Genomic DNA, 22,968 nt, shown 5'->3' on the forward strand with positions numbered 1-22,968 from the left:
CTCTATTATGTCATTTGTATACATTTTATATCCTTTAATGGCTCGCACCTAATTTACAAGTACTAATACATATATTATTCTTAGGAAAAATACGAAGATATGCAATAAACATACTTAAAATGCAAAATCACGACAAAATTGTCGGTTTTATACAAATAATTTGTTATATTCTGTAAATTAAGAAAAATTTTGTCTTCTTTAGATGATATTTCAACTCTTCGCATAATAATTGCATTCCTTTATGTAAACATAACAAAAAGGTAATGTATGAATCCTCAAAGTGCTAAACGATCACTCGCTCACTTATGTGAAAAAAAAGTACCCGTATTTTTATGGGGACCTCCTGGTATTGGTAAATCTTCTATAGTTGCGCAAATTGCTAAAGAACAAGGTATAGCTTGTATAGACCTACGCTTATCTTTACTTGATCCAACAGATTTAAGAGGAATCCCTTTTTTTAATCCTAAGGAAAACACAGCTTTATGGGCTCCAGCATCTTTTTTACCTGATGGTAGTCAAGAAAAAGGGATTTTATTTCTTGACGAACTTAATACTGCTGCGCCAATGGTTCAAGCTTCTGCTTATCAACTCATTCTCGATAGAAAGATAGGAGAATATACACTACCTGATGGTTGGTCTATAGTTGCTGCTGGAAATCGTGAAAGTGATAGAGGAGTTGTATTTCGTATGGCAGCTCCACTTGCTAACCGTTTTGTCCATTTAGAAATGGAAGCTAATCTTGATGATTGGAAAAATTGGGCGATAGGAGCAGAAATTGATTCTACTATAATAGCTTTTATTACTCATCGTCCTGATGCACTTTTTGCATTTGACACAAAAAATGACAACCGTTCATTTGCAACACCTCGTACTTGGGCATATGTGAATGAAATAATATCTTCTTCTCCAGATGAAGATTTAATCATGCCGATGGTAAGTGGAGCTATTGGTGAAGAACTTGCAGCTTCTTATTTAGGATTTCGTTCTGTTGCTGGAGATATACCAGACTTAGACTCAATTTTTGATGGTTCATGTAGCGATGTTCCCAGCGATGCTTCTGCATTACACATCTTATGTGCTGCATTAACAATGAGAGTAAATGAAAATACATCTACTAAAAAACTAAACAACCTTGTTAAGTATTCGCTCGAACTTCCAGGGGAGTTTGCCGTTATGATTATTCAAGATCTTCGAGAGCGACATATTGAACTTGACCATGTTGAGAGTTGGACGCTTTGGATGCGTAAATTCAATAATCTACTACACTAATGCAGAGTGAAAAACTACTTATAAAAGCTAAAAGTAAGCTTACGTTAAAACATCCATATTTTGGTATGCTAGCCTCACGTCTCAAACATGAAAGTAGTGAAAAAATTAGTGCTTACGCGAGCAATGGCGTGAAGTTTTTATATAACCCTGAATTTATTAGTAGGCGAAGCATCGAAGAAATCATGTTTATTTTAACTAACTGCGTTATGCACCATATACTCTCACACCAACAACGTCGCCTCAATCGTCATGGTTCTTTATGGCAACTCGCTACCGACTATGCTATCAACAACTTACTTTTTAAAAATGGTGTTAGTATTCCTCAAGGTGCAAACTTTAACGAAGAGTACGAGGGTATGTTTGCAGAAGAGATTTACGAGCTTCTAAAAGAGGATTTCTATGGCAATTTAGATAATGCGTTTGATGATGACAATAGTGAAATACCAAATGAAAATCTCGTTCCGAATTCTTCCGGAAAAACAGAAGATTCAGATGAATTTTCAAATCTTGATAACATAGACAATGAACTCGACCCTACAACAGAGTCTGAGTGGGATTATGCATCGTCCGTTTCAAAAGAATTGGCAATGCGTAAAAGTGTTATGCCCTCAGGATTTGAAAGACTCGCTAAAAAAGTTAAAATAAACGATATTGACTGGCATTTTGAACTTTACAATGCTATTAATCGTCACATGAGAAATAACTATGCTTTTATGCCACCAAATAAAAAGCATCTTTATCGTGGTTTTTGTCTGCCCTCTCTTACCAGTGACACGCTTAGTTTAACTGTTGCAGTAGATACCTCTGGTTCAATTAATGCTGAACTTTTAGGTGCTTTTATAGAAGAGTTTAAAAATATTATGCAAAACTTTCCCGCTGTGAAAATAGAACTCATCATAGCTGATGCAAAAGTACAGGCACATTATACATTCCAAGGTGGAGAAAAAATGGACTTTACTCTTAAGGGTGGTGGTGGTACTGATTATAGACCTGTATTTGATTATATAGATGCAAACATGCCAATGAATACAATGCTTCTATATTTTACAGATGGGGATGGATGGTTTCCAAAGTATCCTCCAACCTATGAAGTTCTTTGGGCATTATCGAGAAAAGCAAAAGTACCGTTTGGTAGGCCTTTACTTATTTTTTGAAGTAATAAAAACGTGGACATATTTCTAAATCCCCACAGAGAGTGGGGATTATAATATTATAGGTGCTATAAAGTATCCTCATTAGTTTAGCTGCTCTAATACGTATAACTTTATATATATTAGAAACAAAAAATTTCACCATTACCTACTTTATCAATATTTATAGTTTGACTTATAATGGCCTGAATATTTAAGACAGGAATTCAGCAAAGTTACTTTCTAAAATACCTTATCTACCTCCTTATTATTCTCATCTACTATCTGCTTATAGAAAACACCTTTTGACTTTGTAGCAATTCTTTTATTTAATGTTTTTAACTGTATCATTTCACTTCCTAAATATAAAAAATATAATTTTTCAAGCCTATTTGAGTCCCGATAGAGTCCCGTGAATTTGAATAAATTTGACAAAGTCCCGCAATATATGGACTTAAACTATAAGATAAGAAACCTCAAAAAGACCCTTGCCAACGAAATTTGACAAGATTTAAGGAGATTAGAATGAGCATCTACAGAGAGTACGACATACGTGGTATTTACGAAAAAGAATTAAATGAACAAAGTGTTACACGTATTGGTTTCGTCTTAGCCTCTAAAATAAAAGGCGACTATGTTGCTGTGGGTTATGATGCAAGGAGTCATTCACCTATCCTTTTTGAGTACCTAGTTGCAGGTCTTAACGCAGGTGGGAAAAAAGTTCTTGGTATGGGTCTTGTCCCTACTCCGGTAAACTACTTCACCAACTATCAAGACTGGGATGGAATTACACCAGATGCATCTGTAATGATTACAGGTTCACATAACCCTAGTGAATACAATGGTTTTAAAATTACTGTTGACAAGGCTCCATTTTTCAGTGATGCTATTTATGCTCTTGGAGATGAATGTGAAGCTATGACTACGATTCCAAAAGCAACGTTAAGAGAAGTAACTGAGATAGATGCAGTTACTCGCTATGTTGATTTTTTAGTGAGTGAATTCCAACACTTAAAATCTATGGACACAAAGATTGCCTATGACTGTGGGAATGGTGTTGCTGGTGTTGTAACTGAAGACATTTTTAAAGCCCTTGAGCTTAAAACTACAGGTCTTTATATTGATCCTGATGGTACATTCCCAAATCATCATCCAGATCCTTCTGATGAACATAATCTTGTTGATGTTAAAAAACTTTTATCTGATGGAAATGACATTGCTTTTGCTTACGATGGTGATGCAGATAGAATTGCAGTTTTGACTCATAAGAATAATATTAAGGGCGATATGATGGCTCTTTTATATTCTATGAAAATGGATAAACCAACTGTTATTGGTGAAGTAAAGTGTTCTCAAGTAATGTATGATGAACTCGAACGTCGTGGATGCAAAGCAATAATGTATAAAACAGGTCACTCTAACCTCAAAGTGAAAATGAAAGAAACAAATGCAGATTTAGCCTGTGAAGTTTCAGGTCATGTATTTTTTAAAAATCGTTACTTCGGTTATGATGATGCGATTTATGCAACTCTTCGAATGCTAGAACTTATACACGATGGCATTGACTTAGATGCAGAGTTAGCAAAACTTCCAAAAGTTTTCTCTACTGAAGAGATAAAAGTCAAAACAACTGAAGATGAAAAATTCAAAATTATAGATGCTGTTAAAATTTTACTTCAAAATCCTCCGGCATCATTTCCAACTATCAAAAATATAATAGATGTAGATGGTGTTCGAATCAACTTTGAGAATGGCTGGGGGTTAGTGAGAGCAAGTAATACAACTCCTGTTCTAGTAACACGCTTTGAATCAACTTCACAAGAAAAAGCTATAGCTTACGAAAAAGCAATAAATGATTTAATCCTTCAGGCACAGAAGTCTTTATAACTTCTGGCTATAGAAGGGCTAAGCATTATTTAAAATATATAGTATACTGATGCGCTCATCGAATCAAACTCTGCTTTATCTGTTTTCACTTTGGCTACATTCGCACCCAACATTACACTATCAAAGAATAATTGAGAATAACTGAAGGCATAAGACTTGCCACTGTTATTGTCCGTTGTATAAACCAAACGAACTTTTGCGGCTTCAAACAATGGAATCGTTAATGCACTTTCTGACCCATAGTAATCTTTTGTAGTATTACCAGATCTATCTGCAGCATCTGTTGAGTAGACTACAGCAGTATTAAAATATCCTTGACCAAAGTAGTACTCTACTGGCACCATAAGTGTTGTACGTTCTCCAAGAATTGCTTCTGATGGTAAATATGTACTTCTTTCTTGTGCTGAGACTGTATCTTTAATACTATTTAAAATGGCACCTATTTTAAAGTTTTTTCCATTATCATAATTAACACCAAGAACTATATTTGATTCATCATTAGTATTCTCAAGTACACCACCGGCTACTAAAAACATGATTCCATCATCAGTTAAATATGTATAATCCAAACCATATATAGATATTTTATTTGCCATTGATATTGGAGAACTAAAGAAGTTTGGAACATCATCAACACCTGCATTTTCAGAAGCTTTACTTACATTTCCAAATTGTGTGTATGGTGAAATCACACCAGCTCTTACAACATGTTGCGCTTCATTAATATTATATTGTAGATATACTTTTGAACCAAGCAATTCAACTGATCTATTACCAGTTACTTTATCTTTAGTATAAGCAAATTTTCCACCCATAAATCCAGATAATTCTTCAGTTAATGAACCAGATAAAAAAAGATTACTAATAAGGTTTTCAGGCTTACCATCTTGTTTGATAGTCATAGGCTTACCTGTTTTTGGATTTTTAACTTGAGCAATCAAGCTCGCATCCTTAACTCCAGCCCCTATAAAGAATCCTACAGGAATCACTTCCCCATCTAGCGCTTTTTTCAGTGTTGTAACATCAGATTTGGAGAAACGCAAACCATTACGTAAAAACTGCATCCCTGTGCTGTTCATCATTGGTGGCACTCCACCAACATGACACCCACTACATTTCATATCGTACTGTCTAGCAAAAATTGATGTTGCCTCTACACTTGAACCTGTAACTATAAAACCCACAACAAACAAAAGTATTTTCTGTACTCTATTCATCACTACTCCTTTATTTTTTAAATTACGAAATCATAACGAAGGAGTTTGTCAAAGTTTGTCAAAAATGAAATTAGTAAATATTGAGTCTGTATCCACTCCCATAATTAGTAGATATAGTTCCTTGAGGAAGTTTTTTTCTCAACCTCTTTACAAGAGATGTAACAGAATTCAAACTATATTCTTTATCCGGTAAGTCATGGTAAACATATTGATATATACTTTCACAGCTAACATTCGAGTTTAAAGATTTTAGTAGTATTTCTAAAAGTTTTTTTTCACTTTCTTTTAATTCAATATGTATTTTTTTGCTATAAAGTTGTTGACTCTCCTTTACCCATCTATATCCATCACTCATTTTTATACAAGTGTCATCAGATTCAATCGATTTAATCATTTTCAATATAGTATCTTTTAATTCATGACTTTTAATTGGTTTGACAAGATACTCGAAAAGGTGTAACTTTACAGCTTCTAGAAGTACTTCTTTATCAGTGTAGGCTGATAAAATTAAGATTAAAGTTTTTTTGTCCTGTTTTCTAATTCTCTGTATTAACGAAAGCCCATCTAGTCTCGGCATGCCTATATCTGAAATAATAATATTTGGAGATTCCTTTTTATAAATATCGAAAGCTTCTAAACCATCTTTAGCTTGATAGACTTTACTAAAAAACAACTCGAGATATTCAACATATAACTCTCTTAACTCTTTATCATCTTCAGCAATTAAAATAGATACCTCTTTATGACTCATATTTAAACCTGATAATAAATTTTGCACCATTTTTTGTATTTACTACATCAATAGAACCACTCATACTATTTTCAATTAACATTTTTGCTATATACAAACCGATACCACTACCCTTTTCTAAACTTTTAGTAGTAAAATAGGGTTCAAATATTTTAAGCTTAACACTTTCTTCAATTCCACCTGCATTATCTTCTATAATAAGCTCTATTAAATTATCAATTTTAGCAAGTTTAATAAGAATCCATGGATTCTTTATATTTTTTGACAATAAAGCATCTTTAGCATTAGATACAATAGCTAATAATGCTTGAGAAAATTCTCTTTCATAGCCAAGTGTAATAAATTCTAATTCACACTCAGTATGTACATCTATATTTTCTACTTCTAGCGATGGAGATATAATATTTAAAGTTGCTCTTATAGTTTCATTAATACTAAAATTTTCTTTACATTTCATCGGTTTATGAAAATTTAAAAAGTCTTCAATAGTATCAGACATATAAGTCGTATTACTTTCTATTGATTCTAATTTTTTAGCAATTTCACTTTTATCTAGCTTATCTTGTAAAGATTTTTCTTTCATAATTGCAATAACTGTATTTATTATTGCTAATGGTTGTCTCCACTGATGCGCTATGTTATTTATCATCTCTCCCATCTGAGCCATCTTATGTTTTTCATAAAGTTGTAAATCTTTTGTTTTTACTTTTTCAGCTAGGATTATTTCATTACTTATGTCTGTGAGCTCGATTATGTACATTTTATTTTCTTCAATATATGCTGATTTAACATTCAAAATAAAATAATATAATTCATCATCTTTTTCTATTACTGCTTTAAAAGTTACTTTTTCATTGTCAACTATATCACTAAACCAACTATTTGTATCCTTAATGCTACATGCAATAAAGTTCTCCCCTTCCATCGGCTTAAGTACTGAACAAAAATTTTCATTTTCTTTATTAAAACTGTCTACTGTATCATGTTGCGTAAAAAAACTAAAAAATGTATCGTTTACTTCAATTATCTTTTTCCCATCTGAGAGAATAATCATCGAAGCAGTACTATTTAAAATTGTTCTTGTTTTTTCTTCGCTAGTTTTAAGTCTACTTTTAGAAATAATCCCTCTATATATATAAAGTAATATAATACCAAATAATGCGATATTAAGCACAATAAAAATGATTGAAGATGTGATTTTATTATCAATGTAATCACTATGTGAATTAAGTATAATATATGCTTGCAATTCATCTGTTAAAGTATGATGTATTGGGATGAAGGTTATGACTCTATCTTGAAATTTATTATATACCGAGAATAGTTCTCCATTCATTAATCTTGGACTTATTTTTTTTTGCATCTCTTTAGCATTTTCATTTCTATTAAATTTTGCTCCAAGCTCTTTTATGAGCCTTTTTTCAAAGTAAAAATCTTTGAGAGGGCTTAAGATATAAAAGGTTTGTTCCTTTTTCGAAATTATCCGATCTACGACACTTTTTCTAACGAGCATATTTGTAAATACATCATAATTTTTCATAATATTAGTCAGTATACTAAGAGCACTAAAAGATATTTCAACACTCCCGATATATTTTTCTTTATCAAACATAGGATAAATAAATCTAAATCCATTAGATAACTTTCCTTCTTCAAAGCCATGTATTTGTTTATTATATTTATTTACATATACAACACTTTTTCTAATTGTACTTAAATCATCCCCATACATCATTGGAGCATGCATTCTTAAAAAAGATGTGTTATTTGGTAAATGAAAATGTAACTGCTTAATATACCTATTTTTTAAAAGCGTATAATCAGGTAGAAGAGCTTCATATAAATATTTCCTAGATTTTTCTCTTTCTTCTAATAAAGAGGCATTTTTAAAAATATCAATTACGTTTTGTTTATTAACTACAGAATCAAAAACAGTATCCGCAATAGTATGATAATAATCATAAGAAGAGGTGTAAACATTATTGAAAAGCTGGGCTTGCTCATCAAGATGTTGTTGTACCTTATATTTTTTTTCAAAATTAAAGACTAAGAAAATAATTACAATTATAAGAGCAAATAAAAATAAAAGAATTATTTTTAAACGTCTACTTGATATAGAATTATTTAGGATATGACCTCTTCTAAAAATTTCAGTGTAACAGTAAGCTACTGATTAAGACTACCACTTATTTCCATTATTTAAGTTTTTAAACTCTTCTATACCAATCTTTATCAGCTTTCCATCTTCATACTTAAATCGCATATTGTTTTTAGATGAAAATTTTTGTATTTCATGATTCACTTCGAGTGTAATATTTCCACCACCAAAGAGTAGTAACCAATCTTTGTTTGGATCTATTTCTAAGTCTTCTGTTGCAATAGTTTGATATTTTTTCTTCGTTTTCATATCAATATATCCAATCCAAACTTTATTTTTCGGAAGCAGTGTTAGACCAACTTTACCTTTATTTAATTCCCTTAACCTTGCTTTTTCAATCGCTATCTCAGCTTCTCTTTTTGCTATTCTTTCTCTTTTTATCTCTGCTTTAGCTTCATGTTTTTGGATAATGTCATAATAGTTTTGAATTGCATCAACATATTTTACTGGCTCATTTCCTCTAGCATATCCATATTTTAATTTTCTAAAATACTTTTTCTGTGTCAAAAGTGGTAAAACTTCTTTGATATCTATCCACGAATATGGATTTTTGTTAAGTTTTCTGGCTAAACCTTGTGCATCTAATATATGACCATACCCTACATTATAAGAAGCCAGTGTAAAAGCCCAACGGTTTTTTCCTTTTATCTCAGGAGGAAGTTTTCTATCTATGACTCGTAAATACTTTGCTCCACCATAAATACTTTGCTTCACATCTATTCTATTTTTTACACCCAAAAGTTTTGCAGTGTTATTTGTTAGCATCATCATACCACGGACACCTGTATGACTTGTTGCATTAGGGTTCCAATGAGATTCTTGATACGATTGTGCTGCTAAAACCATCCATGGGATATTGTGTTTTTCACCTGCACCTACAAAATGCTTTTTATATTGCGGCAATCTATTTTCTAATCGCTTATAAAAAATCGATGTATCATAGTAATCAAATATACTCAAAAATGTAAAATAATAGTCCCTAAGTTCAGCCATTTTTCCCGAACGTTCGTATCTATTTAACCACTTGTATAAAGCATCATTAAGAGATTTATCTGTATCATCTCTAATAATCCAAGCTAAACTTTTACTATCACTAAGCACTAAAGCACGAACCAATTTTGGGTAATAACGCTGATTTATCATAAATATACTTGAGTCAGCAACAGTACAATCAATTTCTCCTTTATGAGTTAAATCAAGTAACTGTTCCGTTGAATACTCAGTGGTTGTCGTAAATTCAAACCCATCTATAGTATCTTTGAGCGTATTTAATGTGCTTTCATAACTGGTATCTTTTCCAACAATTATTTTGAGTCCACGCATATCATCTTCATTTCGTGGGAAGGTTTTTGTTTTATACATTTCACTACTACATATAAGCTGTTCTTGGACAGTATGGTACTGCGGACCGAACTTAAACTCTTCTTTTCGTTTATCTGTAACAGTAAGTCCTGAAACAGTAATATCTCCTAGTCCCTCTCTACTTTTTTGTAAAGCTTCACTTACAGTAAACACAACTGACAAATTCACATCAACATGTATGCTTTTTGCAAAGGCAGATATTAGTTCATAGTCAAAACCTAATTCTTTTTCGGCTCCAGCATAATACGTAGTTGGAGAATTTAAAATAACTACATTTAAAGTTTCTTTTTCCTGGATTTTTTCCAAGACTGTTTTAGGTTTCGAAGTGTCATCCATCCCATGAACCGAACATTCATTTGCATCAAAAGGTGGGCAATGAGCACTTAAAAGTGTTGCATACAAAGCCAGAAGTATATATAAAAATTGTGATTTGTAATTTTTCATAATGTACCTTTATTAGATTTAGTAATACCATGATAGCTAAAGTTATCTTGATTACATTTTAAGGACCCTTAACCTTATTTTGTTATAATACTACAATATAAAACTTCAAGGAACTCAATGAAAACTCATACTCTTTTAATGCCACTTGACATGCATCTTCACCTACGTGATGGTGTTATGCTTGAAAATGTAGCTCCTCTTACTGCCTACTCGTATAGTGGTGCAATAGTTATGCCGAACCTTGTACCTCCGGTAAATACAAAAGAAGATGTTATTGCATATAAGCAACGTATTATGGCTTCTGTACCAAATGATTTTTTTGAACCATATATGACACTCTTCTACAAGAACTATGACAAAGCATTCTTAGAAAGTGTTGTAGATGATATAACAGCAATAAAGCTCTACCCTGCAGGAATTACTACAAACTCCGAAGGTGGTGTGAGTTCATTTGACATAGAAGAGATGAGACCTACACTCCAAGCTATGAGTGATATGCAGATTCCACTTTGTGTACATGGCGAAACTGATGGTTTTGTTATGGATAGAGAAGCTGAGTTTATGTCTATTTATGAGCTTCTAGCTACTTCATTCCCTGAGCTCAAAATTATTATGGAGCATATCACAACTAAAGAAGCTGTTGATATGTTAGATAAGCATAAGAACCTTTATGCAACTATAACGGTTCACCATCTTATTCTAACACTCGATGATGTAATTGGCGGGATGATGATGCCACACCTATTTTGTAAACCTATTGCAAAACGTCCAGAAGATTTAGATGCTCTTTTAAATGTAGCACTTGCAGCGCATCCAAAAGTTATGTTTGGTTCAGATTCAGCACCCCACCCTCAACATAAAAAAGAATCATGTGGTTGTGCCGCTGGAGTTTTTACAGCGCCGATTTCTTTACAACTTTTATGTGAGATATTTGAACAATACGACAAGCTTGACAATTTGCAAGCATTTGTGAGTGACAATGCACAAAGCATTTATGGGATCTGTCCAGAATTCAAAGAAATTACATTAGAAAAAAGAACATTTGTAGTACCAGAAAATTATTCTGGTGTAGTGCCAATGTATGCAGGCGAAGCAATCGCATGGGCTATTGAGAGTGTCGATTAAAATACTTTTACTTGAAGATGACTTGCTTTTTGCAGAGTCTCTCACAGATTTACTAGAAGATGAAAACTTTAATGTAGTGCATACCCCAAATGGTCAAGAAGCACTTGATATTATCTTTGAGAATAAATTCGATTTGTATCTTCTGGATATCAATGTTCCGCTCATTAACGGTATTACACTTTTAGGTGAACTAAGAGAATCTAGTGATAATACCCCTGCCATTTTTTTGACATCACATAAAGATAGAGAGATGCTCAAAAATGGATTTATGAGTGGTGGCGATGACTACATCACAAAACCTTTTGATAATGATGAACTCATTTTTAGAATAAATGCGCTTGTACGAAGAAATAAACCTAAACAGAATGAATGTGTGGCAAAGCTTTGTCACGATGAAGTTCACCATAGGATTTTCTACGATAAGCAAGAACTAGAATTATCAAAAAAAGAGTATCAATTACTTTTGCTTCTTATGACTCATGTAAATGCACCTGTTCCAAAAGAGTTGATTATTGATGCGCTTTGGAGTAGTGCTGAATCTGGAAGTGATGGTGCTGTACGGGTATATATTAACCGTATTAAACAATTACTTCCAGCCCTTCAAGTAGAGAATATACGTGGTATAGGCTATAAACTTGTTTCGTAGCCTACAATTTAATATTTTCATATATTACTTTGTTACTGTAGCTATTTTTTTAGGGATATTACACTTTTTACTCAATGTATTAGAGCTTCAAAACACATACCTTGTAGCGACTATTTTATTAAGCTTTGTCTCTTATGCGGCTATTATCCTATCAAATCTTGCAATTGATCCACTCAAAGAGTATGTTACAAATCTTCAAAACCTTTCTAAAGAAACATTGCATGAACTTAATTTACCAATCAGCACTATTAGAACTAATTCTCAAATGATTAAAAAAAATCTTGACGATGAGAAAGCACTTAAAAGACTGGGTAGGATAGATACAGCATGTACTATGCTAGAACAAAGGTATCATGAGTTAGAGTATATGATTAAGACACAAACTTCAGACAATATAAAAGAAAATGTTGACCTAAGCGAGCTTCTTTCAAAAAGAATCGAATTTTTATCTCCTCTTTATCCGCAGGTTACATTTAATACCAACATAGAATTTACACAAATACTAAATGATTCTATTGGACTTTCTAAAGTTATTGACAACCTAATAGATAATGCTGTAAAATACTCACCAAATAGTAATATAATAGATATAGAGTTACACAATCATACTTTAAGTATCAGAGATTATGGTTGTGGGATGGATGAAGTTGCGCTACTTAACATATTTGACAACTACTATCAAAGTGATAGTAATATGCAAGGTTTTGGGATAGGTCTTTCTTTAGTAAAAAGGTTTTGTGATAAACAAGGCATACGACTCAGTTTTAAATCACAACCAAATGATGGAACAACTGTACTACTAAAATTTAAACAATAAAAGGGATAGATTATATGGAAATAGAAAGTTTAATGTTATATGCAGAGAATGCTCTTGATATAGGTGTAATGGGTGTCTTAATTCTGATGAGTGTTGTGACTCTTTGGTTATTTATTGAAAGAATGATGTTTTATTCTAGTGTACGCATAGATGATTATCAACACCGTGATGCATTAGAGCTCGATTTAACAAATAATATTGGAGTAATTAGTGCTATTGGAACAAATGCTCCTTATGTTGGTCTACTTGGAACTGTATTTGGAATTATGATCACTTTTTACACGCTAGGTGATGCTGGAGCAGTTGATGCTAAGAAAATTATGATGGGCTTAGCTCTTGCTCTTAAAGCTACGGCTATGGGTCTTGTTGTTGCAATGCCAGCCATTGTTACATACACAATTACTTTAAGAAAAGTAGAAAGAATTCTTACACGTTTTGATATAGAACAAGAAAAGAAAAAGTAGTTTACATATGCCAAAATTTAAAAAACAAAGAAAACGCTTTGATGAGATAAATGTTATCCCCTTTATCGATATTATGCTCGTTCTTTTAGTGATGGTTTTAACTACTGCAACATTTATTAAACAAGGCGTTATACCAGTTAATCTTCCAGAAGCTAAAACGGCAGACAAAGAAGAAATCAAAAATGAAGTTACTGTCTATGTAAATGATAAGGGTCAGATGTTTTTTGAAAAAGAGGAAGTTACAGCATCTATTCTTGAAGAAAAATTATCCCAAATTCAAAAGACTCAAACAGTGATTCTTAGAAGCGATAAAGAGTCTAAGTTCCAAGATTTCGTAAGTGTTATGGATATTTTAAAGCGATTAGGTCACGAACAACTTTACATAGTTACAAAAGAGTAACTATGCCTTCATTAGTTAGATTATTGAGATTTTTTAACTTCTGAACTCGATTTATTTCTACTATAATTCTGTGGATTTACTTCCAATAATTTAAATTTTGGTTTTTCATCCTCTTGTGATTCAATCTCAGTCTCTTTAGTTTCTTCGATTTTCATCTCCGTACTAAAAACCTTCTTTTCTAAATCTTTAACATCATTAAATAGTGTTGAAGCAATGAAAAATAAAACCATAATTACCACCACACTGCCATACAATAACATGTAATTTTTAATATGCCCTGATTCAAATGGGTTATCCAATTTTAGTTCCTTTGATTTCATCTTTTAAAGCTCTATGGAGTACTTTATATGTAGAGCGATTAAAGATATACTCTTTTGTATTGAACAGTGTTTCAAACATAATTTTCCAAAGTGTTGAAAAATTTTCTTCACTTCTTATATTACATAACTGCTTTTGCATAGTATGTTCAAGGCCGGCAAGTATTGTGGCCTGTTTTACATACTCTTTTACTATCTCGTACTCTATCCCAACCTCTATGAAGTTTTCTATCAAATTAATAACAGATGCTTCTTTTTGCGTGTAATCGTTTTCAGTAATTGGCATCAAAATATTATCTTCTAATAAGCACGATAACAATTTTACATTTATATCAAAATGAACGATAAATTCATCTTTCGTGTAATGCTGTGAATTCACTACTATACCACTAAGTGTATTCATCAATGGCTCTAACATTGTATAAGAACTTGAGAATGAATTATTCTTCTGCGACAAGGCTACCTTAATCTGCTCATTAGTACTACCCATCTCATCTTTCATATATTTTATATATTTAATCAACTCTACGTGTTCTTCGTTATATCTATGAACATTTGATTTTAGCTTTTTTGCTTGGGGTAATAAGCCTTCTTTAATATAGTAAAGTATAGTAGATTTTGGCGTATTACTTTTTGCTACAAGTTCGGATATTTTATATTCCATACATCAACCTATTTATTTTCGATTAAGAATTATACCATATACTTCTAAACGATAAGTACCACTATACGTTTTAAAAAAGGAAAATATATGCCACATATAAAACTACCAGAATTTGAAGACATGTCCCCTGCAATTCAAGATAAAGCTAGACCTATTTTAGAAAAAACCGGCCAACTCGGTGAAATCTTTAAACTCATAGCAATGGATGAAAAAATATATAATGCTACGGATATGATGATTCAATCATACTTACTTGATGAAACTACACTATCTTACGATATAAAAGAAGCTATCGCACTTTTAATTTCTAAAGAAAATGGCTGTAAAATGTGTATAGATGTACATAAAGGCATAGCAAAGATGCTAGGAGTAAGTGAGCAAAGAATTGAAGAAATACTTCAAGGCGTAGATTCTATTAATACCTCAGATGCAGAAAAAGCACTCCTAAATTTTTGTATTAAAGCATCTCAAAAAGATAGTTATAAAATTCTAAAAGAAGAGATAGATGAACTAAAAGATATGGGATTTACTGATCTTCAGATATTAGAAGCTGTTTCAATTACAGGTTATTTTAATTATATCAACACACTTTCAAATGTATTTGGATTGGGGGAGTAATGAAAAAGTTATTTTTATTACTTCTGTTAAGCTCTTTAGTGTTTTCTGCTAATATAGATCATTTTGCCAAAGAGATGCAATTTCAAAGAGACTATAAAACTGCTTTATCTCAAGCACAAAAAGAAAATAAAGTTTTAATGATGGTTGTTAGTTCTGATTACTGTCCATGGTGTCGAAAGTTTGAGAACAGAACCCTAAAGTCTCCACTCATTCAACCTCGTTTAAATAAAGAGCTTGTTACACTTGTTGTAGATAGTAAGTATGATGTAGATTCTTTTCCAGAAAAATATAAAACTAAATATACACCTTATGTATTTTTCATTAACCCAAAAGATGAGAGTATACTTACAAAAAGTGTAGGATACACAAAGAAAAAAGAGTTTGCAGAGATTGTAACAAACTCTCAAGTACTTTATAAGAAGAGTAAGTAATGAAAATTATCTTACTAGTTTGTCTCAGCAGTGTATACCTACTCTCAGCTGGATTTTGGACCTTAACAGGAGTAACTAAAGCGAATATCTACATCGTTAATGAAATTCCTTTTCTTGATCCAAAAGTAGTCGTACAAACAAAAGAAAAAATGAGAGCTACACTTTTAAAAAATGGTATTAAAACAGATCAGCAAGATAGTCCAACACTTATGATGACTTTTAAAGAGATTGAAGGTGAAGATAACCACTATGTCTATGTAGAATTAGCACTCGGTGAAGATGCCCAAACATTGAGAGATAATAAAGCAACTGTATTTGTCATTAGCTATCTTGTAAGTGAATTTCTTGAATTAGACTCAGAAGAACTAGACAGTGGCATTTCGGAAAGTGTAGATTTTGTTTTATCTGAATTCTCTGAGCAATATGAGGATGATAAAGACTAAACCCATTAATTTTTGTCTGTCTAATATTATACTATCCTTATACTCATTTGAAAAAAATATATATTAAATTACTTGTATACTTTTTTAGTATAATCACGTAAAAGGAAAATAATGGAAAAAATAAGCCCCCTATTAGAAAAATATGACAACTTCAAATATGCTCAACTTCGCTCAGTGCAACAACTTTTAGATGGATCAAAAATTCTTACGATTGCCGTGCAAGATGATGATGGAGAAGACCTTAACACAGTAGAAGTAGAATTTAAAAATATCAATGATTCAAAAATTTTAGTAGACAGTGTATTATCATATCTTGATATGACAAGCGGTATTAGTCTTATTAAAGAAAATAATTTATATGGTTTTGCAATAGGAAGTGCTTCTTCAATGGTACATGTTCATAGTGCACCACTATTTATAATTGCTTCAGACATTCAGATAGTAGAATCATAAGTAGAGAAAACTCTACTTATGATTCTTGACTTCCAAATTATTTTTACTTAGTCTTGGCGTATATTCATGTGAATATTTTAGACTTAATTAAAAGATATACTATCTAACATTTTTTCTATTAAACTTCTTTTCATGTAATGCATAAATCTTTTACCTCTTTTTAACAACTAAAAAGCTATAATCCAATGAATTTTAGAAAACAGACTTTTAAGTAATGAACTATAATTACTTACCGACAAAAGGAAACCTATGAAGATTCGCAAAAGAGCCCTCACATTTGAAGATGTACTTTTAGTACCACAATATTCTGAAGTATTACCAAAAGAAGTATCAATAGAAAGTAAACTTACTCGTAATATAAAACTTAAGATACCTATGGTTTCTGCAGCGATGGATACAGTAACGGAACACCGTGCAGCTATTGCAATGGCAAGACTTGGTGGTATCGGAATCATCCATAAAAATATGGATATCGAAACACAATGTAAACAAGTAACACGTGTTAAAAAATCTGAAAGTGGAATTATTATAGATCCAATCTTTGTTCACCCTGATGCTACTTTAGCTGAAGCTGATGCACTTATGGCAGAGTTTAAAATTTCTGGTGTTCCAGTTGTTGATGGTCATAACAAACTTTTAGGTATTCTTACAAATCGTGATATGAGATTTGAAAAAGACATGCGTAAACTTGCAAGTGAAACAATGACTGTTATGCCACTTATTACCGCTACAAAAGGTATCTCACTTGATGAAGCTGGCGATATCATGCATAAAAACAAGATTGAAAAGCTTCCTATTATTGATGAAGAAGGCTTTTTAAAAGGTCTTGTAACTATTAAAGATATCAAAAAACGTATCGAGTACCCTAACTCAAACAAAGATGCTTTTGGAAGACTTGTAGTTGGCGCTGCTATAGGTGTTGGTCAATACGAGCGTGCTAGAGCTCTTGTCGATGCAGGTGTTGATGTTTTAGTTCTTGATTCTGCACATGGTCACTCAAAAGGTATCCTTGATACAGTGAAAAAAATTAAAGAAACGATGGAAGTAGATATAATCGCTGGAAACATTGCTACTGCTGAAGCTGTTGAAGCTCTCATTGAAGCTGGAGCAGATGCTGTTAAAGTTGGAATTGGACCTGGATCGATTTGTACAACTCGTATCGTAGCTGGTGTTGGTGTTCCCCAAATCTCTGCAATTGACGAGTGTGCACAAGCAGCACGTAAACATGGGGTACCTGTTATCGCAGATGGTGGTATTAAGTACTCGGGAGATATTGCAAAGGCTTTAGCTGTTGGAGCATCTTGTGTAATGGCTGGATCACTTCTAGCTGGTACGGAAGAAGCACCTGGAGATACTATAATGTTTCAAGGTCGGCAGTACAAATCATACCGTGGTATGGGAAGTATAGGAGCTATGCAAAAAGGCTCAACTGACAGATATTTCCAAGAAGGAACTGCTGCTGATAAATTAGTCCCTGAAGGAATTGAAGGTCGTGTTCCATTTCGTGGTTCAATTGCAGGTATAGTTCACCAAATGATGGGTGGACTTCGTGCATCTATGGGTTACTGTGGAAGTGAAACTATTGAAATGTTCTGGGATAAGGCTGAATTTGTAGAGATTACATCTGCTGGACTTAAAGAGTCTCATGTTCATGATGTTATAATCACTCAAGAAGCTCCTAACTACCACGTATAATATTTTAGCAATTCTGGCTAAAATATTATAAAAATAACTTATTTATCACTTTTATGTAACTTGAATATTTCTTTGTATATAATTCTGTACATAAAAGGAATATTTAATGTCAAATAAAGATGATACAAAATCTCAGTTGCTTTCTACAATTGAAAATCAACAATTCCTGCTCAAACAAAAAACTAAAATCATTGATGAACATGTATTTATGACCGTATCTGATCCGTATGGAAAAATCATAGATATATCTCAAGCTTATTTAAACTTTACAGGATATAAGCGTGAAGATGTTATAGGGAAAAATCATAAAGTATTTCGTACTTCAGAGATAGATAAAGAAGTCATTAAAAATCTTTGGGAAACAATTTTACAAAATAAAGTATGGACGGGGGAATTAAAAAATAATAAAATCACAGGTGCAGAATACTGGATTAAAACTATTATAGAACCCATATATGATGTAGATAATAATAAAATTGGTTATATATCCATAAAAGAAGATATAACTACTAATAAAAGACTTGAAGAACTCTCTAGTCAAGACCAACTTACATTATTACACAATAAAAGGCATTTTGATTATTACATAAAAAAAGAACTTAACAGATCAAAATCTACAAAAGAAAAAATTGCTATATCAATTATTGAGATAGATGACTTTCCTAGTTATAAAGATAAATATGGACATAATACATCTCATAAATTATTATTACATCTTTCCAAGGTACTCAAAAAACATATAAAACCAAATCTAAATATACAAGAAATTTTTAAAACATCTGAGTCAGAATTTAGTGTCATTATTTTAAATCAAGATGATAAGTATATACAAAAATTCACACAAGGAATACTTGAATTATTTAGAAAGATGAAGGATACAAAAAGAGATTTATACAACTCCTTATCTTGTTCTATAGGTACAGTTAATTTAGACACCACTCAATATACTCTTACATGTAACGACTTATACAATATTGCCGACGCAAATTTATCTGCTGCAAGAAAAGCAGGTGGAGATCAAATCGTTTCTAACTTCAACAAAGAATATGTAGCTAATTTAAAGAATATTGACAATATTACCAAACTTCCTAATAGAAATACCCTTCTTTATGATTTATCTATATTGAAAAATGAAGCGATGCTTATTATTTTGCATATAAATCAATTAAACTCCCTCCAAGAACTCTATGGCTTTGCATTTACTAGTAATATTCTTATTGCTAAGTCGATCAATCTCCAAGATATTTTAAACGATCAAGAGAGTAATTTATATACCTTAAACCTTCAAGAATTTGCTATCTTAATAACTGAAAAGAAATTATTTGAAAAATACCTTTTACTTTTAAAACACTCAATTTTAGCACCAATAGATGCGTGTAGTAATATTAAAGAAGATTGTATCCAAACAGATTTTACAGCTGGTGTCTCCTATGGAGTACAAAAAATATTTAACCAAGCAGACTTAATACTTCAAGAAGCCATACTATCAAAAATTAGTTATAAAGTGTATCAAAACAATCAATCAGCAAAACAACTCCAACTAGATAATTTGAGTAAACTTAAAATTTATAAAAATGCCTTACATACAGGTAATATTATTCCATATTTTCAACCTATAGTAAAAGCCTCAGATGCTTCTCTCATAAAGTATGAGGCTTTAGCTAGAATAAGAACAGATGATGGCGAAATTATATCTCCTTATTATTTTCTAGATGCTGCAAAAGAAGACAAAACATTTGAAAACTTTACAAGACAAATGATGCAAAAAGTATTCAATATCTTTGCAAAAAATAGTGTTGCTATATCCATGAATATATCCTATGAAAACATTAACTCTGAGAGTATGGTTTCCTATATTAAAAATAGACTAGAGAAATATGGTGGGAATGGTATTACTTTTGAGATTTTAGAATCTGAAGATATTTTAGACTATACTATTATTGAAACATTTATAACAATGGTAAAGACCTATGGATGTAAAGTTTCAATAGATGATTTCGGTTCAGGCTATTCTAACTTTACCAACCTAATAAAACTCGATATTGACTATCTAAAGCTCGATGGTTCATTAATTCAGAAACTAAATACAGATGATAATATTAAGCACATGATAAAAGGGCTTCTTAGCTATGCAAAAAATGCTAATATAGAGACTATTGCGGAATTTGTAAGTTCAGAGGATTTAGCTGACACTGCTAGAGAACTTGGAATTGATTACCTTCAAGGGTATTATTATGGAGAACCTAAAGCTCCAGAGAGCTGGGGATTACTATAATTTACTCTCATTTATTTGCTTTATCATGATAATATTAAGACAAATAAAGTAGCGTTCGTTATTAGCTTGAGGATATAATTTCATAATGAAAAATATAAAATACGCAGGTTTTTGGATTCGTTTTTTAGCTTCCTTTTTAGACACCCTATTTCTGGCACTTCCAGTTGCAGTTTTCATCTACTTTTTAAGTGATGGAAATTGGTTTGACTTTTCGCAGTACCAACAAAACATGCAGTATGCGATGAGTGGGAATGCTGAAAAAGCTTTAGTAAATATACCAAAAACATCTGCAATGTGGGAAATTATCAACCTACTTACAGTTGTATTAATAACAATCTTATTTTGGAGAAAATGGAAAGGTGCAACTCCAGGTAAAAAATTTGTTGGCATTAAAATTGTTGATGCTAAAACATTCCTAGAAGTTGACAATCAACAAGCATTTACTCGGATAATAGGTATGTTCGCGTCAATCTTTTCATTAGGTATAGGTTTTATTATGGTTGCATTTCGACAAGATAAGTGTGGACTACATGATTTACTAGCATCTACTGCTGTTATTTACGAAGAAAAGTAATCTATAATTCAAACACTTCTTCTATCCCTTCTTTAGTAGCATATAGTTTAATTTTTATATCTTCTTGCGTAATATGATCAACCAATGCACGTTTTGCAATAATTCTCATCTTTGATTTTATAATATTTAAACTTGCAGGAGTTTGTATAATATTTGTAAGAGTATCAATAATACCTAGATGTAGTTTTTCATGTTCTTCAAGTAATGGATAAGAAATACAGAGCATATATTTCTCTTCATCTCTAAAGTGAATTTTCATATAATCGCTAAATTCATATAGGATGCTTTTGAGATCATCTTTCATATGTGTACTTTCATCCAAGTCATATAGTTTGTTAACTAAATTAAACAAGGTCTTATGTTGATCATCAATAGATTTAATCCCAATTTTATAGTTATCATCCCATGGAATTTTATTATTATTTGACATATAGCTATCCTTTTAATTATATTTAATTCTAGCACATTTTCTATAATAACATTGTTATTGACCTACAAGAACATTATTTTAGATAGAATATCAAATATAAAATCCAACAATGAATTATAAGGAAAAATAATGGAATTACAAACAAAAGCTTTACATGCTGGCTATGAAAAAGACTCTCAAGGAACAATGGCAGTTCCTATTTATATGTCAACGGCATATGAATTTCGTGATGTTGAACACGCTGCAAACCTATTTTCTCTCAAAGAATTAGGGAATATTTATACTCGCCTTAATAACCCTACAACAGATGTATTTGAAAAACGTTTTGCAGAAATTGAGGGTGGAGCAGCCGCTATTGCAACGTCAAGTGGTATGAGTGCTACATTTTTTGCTATTGCAAACGCTGCCGAGGCTGGCGATAATATCGTTTGTGCGAGACAACTCTATGGTGGGAGTTTAACACTTACAGCACATACATTGAAAAGATTTGGAATTGAAGCAAGATTTTTTGATGTACACAATCCTGAGTCTATTGAAGCACTTGTTGATGATAAAACTAAAATTATCTTTTTTGAATCTTTAACAAACCCAAGTATTGATGTAGCCGACATAGAAGCTATAACTGCAATTGCAAATAAACATGGAATTTTAACTGTTGTAGACAATACTGTTGCAACACCTATTCTTTGTCGTCCTTTTGAATTTGGAGCAGATATCACAGTACATAGTGCTTCAAAATATACAACTGGACAAGGTCTTGCTATTGGTGGAATTTTAGTGGAGAGAAAAGAACTAGTAGAAAAGTTAAAAGGAAATCCTCGTTACGCTCACTTTAATGAACCTGATGCTTCGTACCATGGTCTGGTTTATGTCGATGTTCCACTGCCTCCTTTTACTCTCAGAACGAGACTTTCTCTACTTCGTGATATTGGTGCTGTTTCTTCACCATTTAACTCTTGGTTATTTATCCAAGGTCTAGAACATTTATCTTTACGTATGCGTGAGCACTCTTCAAATGCTTTACAATTAGCTGAGTATTTAGAAGCACATCCAAAAGTAAATAAAGTAAACTATCCAGGACTAAAAAGTAATGAAAATTACAAAATGGGTCAAAAATACTTTCAAGATGGAGCATGTTCAGGACTACTTAGTTTTGAAGTTGCATCACTTGAAGAAGCTACAAAAATTGTAAATGCGACTGAACTTTATTCCCTTGTTGTAAACATAGGAGATTCAAAGTCTATCATTACACATCCAGCTTCAACTACACATCAGCAACTTAACGAAGAAGAGTTAAAAGCTTGTGGAGTTCCTTCTGGTCTTATTAGAATCTCATGTGGTCTAGAATCTATCAATGATTTAATAGCAGATATGGAGCAAGCACTCAACTCATAAGTA

The 22,968-nt window shown here is 32.0% G+C and carries 23 protein-coding genes; 16 read left to right on the forward strand and 7 right to left on the reverse strand.

Annotation, left to right across the window (positions count from 1 at the left end; all coding sequences use genetic code 11):
• Nucleotides 1-267 precede the first annotated feature (267 nt).
• The 3 genes from ACI9TV_RS04685 (at nucleotide 268) to ACI9TV_RS04695 (ending at nucleotide 4,286) form a co-directional block, all read left to right on the forward strand.
• On the forward strand, nucleotides 268-1,269 hold the full coding sequence (locus tag ACI9TV_RS04685; RefSeq protein WP_415249603.1) for an AAA family ATPase: 1,002 nt from the start codon (nucleotides 268-270) through the stop codon (nucleotides 1,267-1,269).
• Complete coding sequence (locus ACI9TV_RS04690; RefSeq protein ID WP_415249604.1) at nucleotides 1,269-2,423, forward strand: DUF2201 family putative metallopeptidase; 1,155 nt, start codon at nucleotides 1,269-1,271, stop codon at nucleotides 2,421-2,423. The genes ACI9TV_RS04685 and ACI9TV_RS04690 overlap by 1 nt, the downstream gene beginning before the upstream one ends.
• A gap of 501 nt (nucleotides 2,424-2,924) precedes the next feature.
• A complete protein-coding gene (locus ACI9TV_RS04695) occupies nucleotides 2,925-4,286 on the forward strand; it encodes a phosphomannomutase/phosphoglucomutase (RefSeq protein WP_415249605.1) in 1,362 nt (453 codons plus the stop codon).
• 29 nt (nucleotides 4,287-4,315) lie between these two features.
• On the opposite strand, the gene ACI9TV_RS04700 is transcribed toward ACI9TV_RS04695, so the two are convergent.
• The 4 genes from ACI9TV_RS04700 to mltF all read right to left on the reverse strand — a co-directional run bounded on the left by ACI9TV_RS04700 (nucleotide 4,316) and on the right by mltF (nucleotide 10,218).
• On the reverse strand, nucleotides 4,316-5,503 hold the full coding sequence (locus ACI9TV_RS04700; protein ID WP_415249606.1) for a hypothetical protein: 1,188 nt from the start codon (nucleotides 5,501-5,503) through the stop codon (nucleotides 4,316-4,318).
• Nucleotides 5,504-5,573: 70 nt separating this feature from the next.
• Nucleotides 5,574-6,254, reverse strand: a complete 681-nt coding sequence (locus ACI9TV_RS04705) for a response regulator transcription factor (protein ID WP_415249607.1) — start codon at nucleotides 6,252-6,254, stop codon at nucleotides 5,574-5,576.
• Nucleotides 6,244-8,403, reverse strand: a complete 2,160-nt coding sequence (locus tag ACI9TV_RS04710) for an ATP-binding protein (protein ID WP_415249654.1) — start codon at nucleotides 8,401-8,403, stop codon at nucleotides 6,244-6,246. Before ACI9TV_RS04710 ends, ACI9TV_RS04705 begins: the two co-directional genes overlap by 11 nt.
• 30 nt (nucleotides 8,404-8,433) lie before the next feature.
• Nucleotides 8,434-10,218: a membrane-bound lytic murein transglycosylase MltF gene (gene mltF, locus ACI9TV_RS04715; protein ID WP_415249608.1), complete on the reverse strand. Its 1,785-nt coding sequence runs from the start codon at nucleotides 10,216-10,218 to the stop codon at nucleotides 8,434-8,436.
• Between the two features lie 117 nt (nucleotides 10,219-10,335).
• On the opposite strand from mltF, the gene pyrC reads away from it, so the two are divergent.
• From pyrC to exbD, 5 genes are read left to right on the forward strand one after another with little or no spacing between them, the layout of a single operon-like run.
• Nucleotides 10,336-11,343 (forward strand): dihydroorotase, encoded by a 1,008-nt coding sequence (pyrC, locus tag ACI9TV_RS04720; RefSeq protein WP_415249609.1) that lies wholly within the window; start codon nucleotides 10,336-10,338, stop codon nucleotides 11,341-11,343.
• Nucleotides 11,333-11,989, forward strand: coding sequence for a response regulator transcription factor (locus ACI9TV_RS04725; RefSeq protein WP_415249610.1), 657 nt, complete (start codon nucleotides 11,333-11,335; stop codon nucleotides 11,987-11,989). Before pyrC ends, ACI9TV_RS04725 begins: the two co-directional genes overlap by 11 nt.
• Nucleotides 11,979-12,806 (forward strand): sensor histidine kinase, encoded by an 828-nt coding sequence (locus ACI9TV_RS04730; RefSeq protein WP_415249611.1) that lies wholly within the window; start codon nucleotides 11,979-11,981, stop codon nucleotides 12,804-12,806. Before ACI9TV_RS04725 ends, ACI9TV_RS04730 begins: the two co-directional genes overlap by 11 nt.
• A 14-nt stretch (nucleotides 12,807-12,820) precedes the next feature.
• Nucleotides 12,821-13,270 (forward strand): TonB-system energizer ExbB, encoded by a 450-nt coding sequence (exbB, locus tag ACI9TV_RS04735; RefSeq protein ID WP_415249612.1) that lies wholly within the window; start codon nucleotides 12,821-12,823, stop codon nucleotides 13,268-13,270.
• 7 nt (nucleotides 13,271-13,277) lie between these two features.
• On the forward strand, nucleotides 13,278-13,670 hold the full coding sequence (exbD, locus tag ACI9TV_RS04740; protein WP_415249613.1) for a TonB system transport protein ExbD: 393 nt from the start codon (nucleotides 13,278-13,280) through the stop codon (nucleotides 13,668-13,670).
• Between the two features lie 20 nt (nucleotides 13,671-13,690).
• Here exbD and ACI9TV_RS04745 read toward each other — a convergent pair whose 3' ends face one another.
• Nucleotides 13,691-13,969 carry a hypothetical protein gene (locus ACI9TV_RS04745; RefSeq protein WP_415249614.1) on the reverse strand — a complete coding sequence of 93 codons (279 nt, stop codon included), beginning with the start codon at nucleotides 13,967-13,969 and terminating at the stop codon, nucleotides 13,691-13,693.
• On the reverse strand, nucleotides 13,962-14,651 hold the full coding sequence (locus ACI9TV_RS04750; protein ID WP_415249615.1) for a MerR family transcriptional regulator: 690 nt from the start codon (nucleotides 14,649-14,651) through the stop codon (nucleotides 13,962-13,964). The genes ACI9TV_RS04745 and ACI9TV_RS04750 overlap by 8 nt, the downstream gene beginning before the upstream one ends.
• Nucleotides 14,652-14,738: 87 nt before the next feature.
• Here ACI9TV_RS04750 and ACI9TV_RS04755 point away from each other — a divergent pair, with 87 nt between their 5' ends.
• The 7 genes from ACI9TV_RS04755 (at nucleotide 14,739) to ACI9TV_RS04785 (ending at nucleotide 21,140) form a co-directional block, all read left to right on the forward strand.
• Complete coding sequence (locus ACI9TV_RS04755; protein ID WP_415249616.1) at nucleotides 14,739-15,269, forward strand: carboxymuconolactone decarboxylase family protein; 531 nt, start codon at nucleotides 14,739-14,741, stop codon at nucleotides 15,267-15,269.
• Nucleotides 15,269-15,700 carry a thioredoxin family protein gene (locus tag ACI9TV_RS04760; RefSeq protein WP_415249617.1) on the forward strand — a complete coding sequence of 144 codons (432 nt, stop codon included), beginning with the start codon at nucleotides 15,269-15,271 and terminating at the stop codon, nucleotides 15,698-15,700. Before ACI9TV_RS04755 ends, ACI9TV_RS04760 begins: the two co-directional genes overlap by 1 nt.
• Nucleotides 15,700-16,143 (forward strand): hypothetical protein, encoded by a 444-nt coding sequence (locus ACI9TV_RS04765; protein WP_415249618.1) that lies wholly within the window; start codon nucleotides 15,700-15,702, stop codon nucleotides 16,141-16,143. Before ACI9TV_RS04760 ends, ACI9TV_RS04765 begins: the two co-directional genes overlap by 1 nt.
• Before the next feature lie 111 nt (nucleotides 16,144-16,254).
• Nucleotides 16,255-16,596: a hypothetical protein gene (locus ACI9TV_RS04770; RefSeq protein WP_415249619.1), complete on the forward strand. Its 342-nt coding sequence runs from the start codon at nucleotides 16,255-16,257 to the stop codon at nucleotides 16,594-16,596.
• Between the two features lie 249 nt (nucleotides 16,597-16,845).
• Nucleotides 16,846-18,291: an IMP dehydrogenase gene (guaB, locus tag ACI9TV_RS04775; RefSeq protein ID WP_415249620.1), complete on the forward strand. Its 1,446-nt coding sequence runs from the start codon at nucleotides 16,846-16,848 to the stop codon at nucleotides 18,289-18,291.
• Between the two features lie 106 nt (nucleotides 18,292-18,397).
• Entirely contained in the window at nucleotides 18,398-20,566 is a 2,169-nt protein-coding gene (locus ACI9TV_RS04780; protein ID WP_415249621.1) for an EAL domain-containing protein, read from the forward strand.
• 85 nt (nucleotides 20,567-20,651) lie between these two features.
• The gene (locus ACI9TV_RS04785; protein ID WP_415249622.1) at nucleotides 20,652-21,140 is read left to right on the forward strand and encodes an RDD family protein; all 489 of its coding nucleotides are present in this window, start codon (nucleotides 20,652-20,654) and stop codon (nucleotides 21,138-21,140) included.
• A gap of 1 nt (nucleotide 21,141) precedes the next feature.
• Here ACI9TV_RS04785 and ACI9TV_RS04790 read toward each other — a convergent pair whose 3' ends face one another.
• Nucleotides 21,142-21,570: a bacteriohemerythrin gene (locus ACI9TV_RS04790; RefSeq protein WP_415249623.1), complete on the reverse strand. Its 429-nt coding sequence runs from the start codon at nucleotides 21,568-21,570 to the stop codon at nucleotides 21,142-21,144.
• A 129-nt stretch (nucleotides 21,571-21,699) separates the two neighbouring features.
• Here ACI9TV_RS04790 and ACI9TV_RS04795 point away from each other — a divergent pair, with 129 nt between their 5' ends.
• Nucleotides 21,700-22,965: an O-acetylhomoserine aminocarboxypropyltransferase/cysteine synthase family protein gene (locus ACI9TV_RS04795; protein ID WP_415249624.1), complete on the forward strand. Its 1,266-nt coding sequence runs from the start codon at nucleotides 21,700-21,702 to the stop codon at nucleotides 22,963-22,965.
• The last annotated feature ends 3 nt before the right edge of the window (nucleotides 22,966-22,968 follow it).

Source organism: Sulfurimonas sp., assembly GCF_047622445.1.
In the GTDB taxonomy this organism is placed as follows: Bacteria; Campylobacterota; Campylobacteria; order Campylobacterales; family Sulfurimonadaceae; genus Sulfurimonas.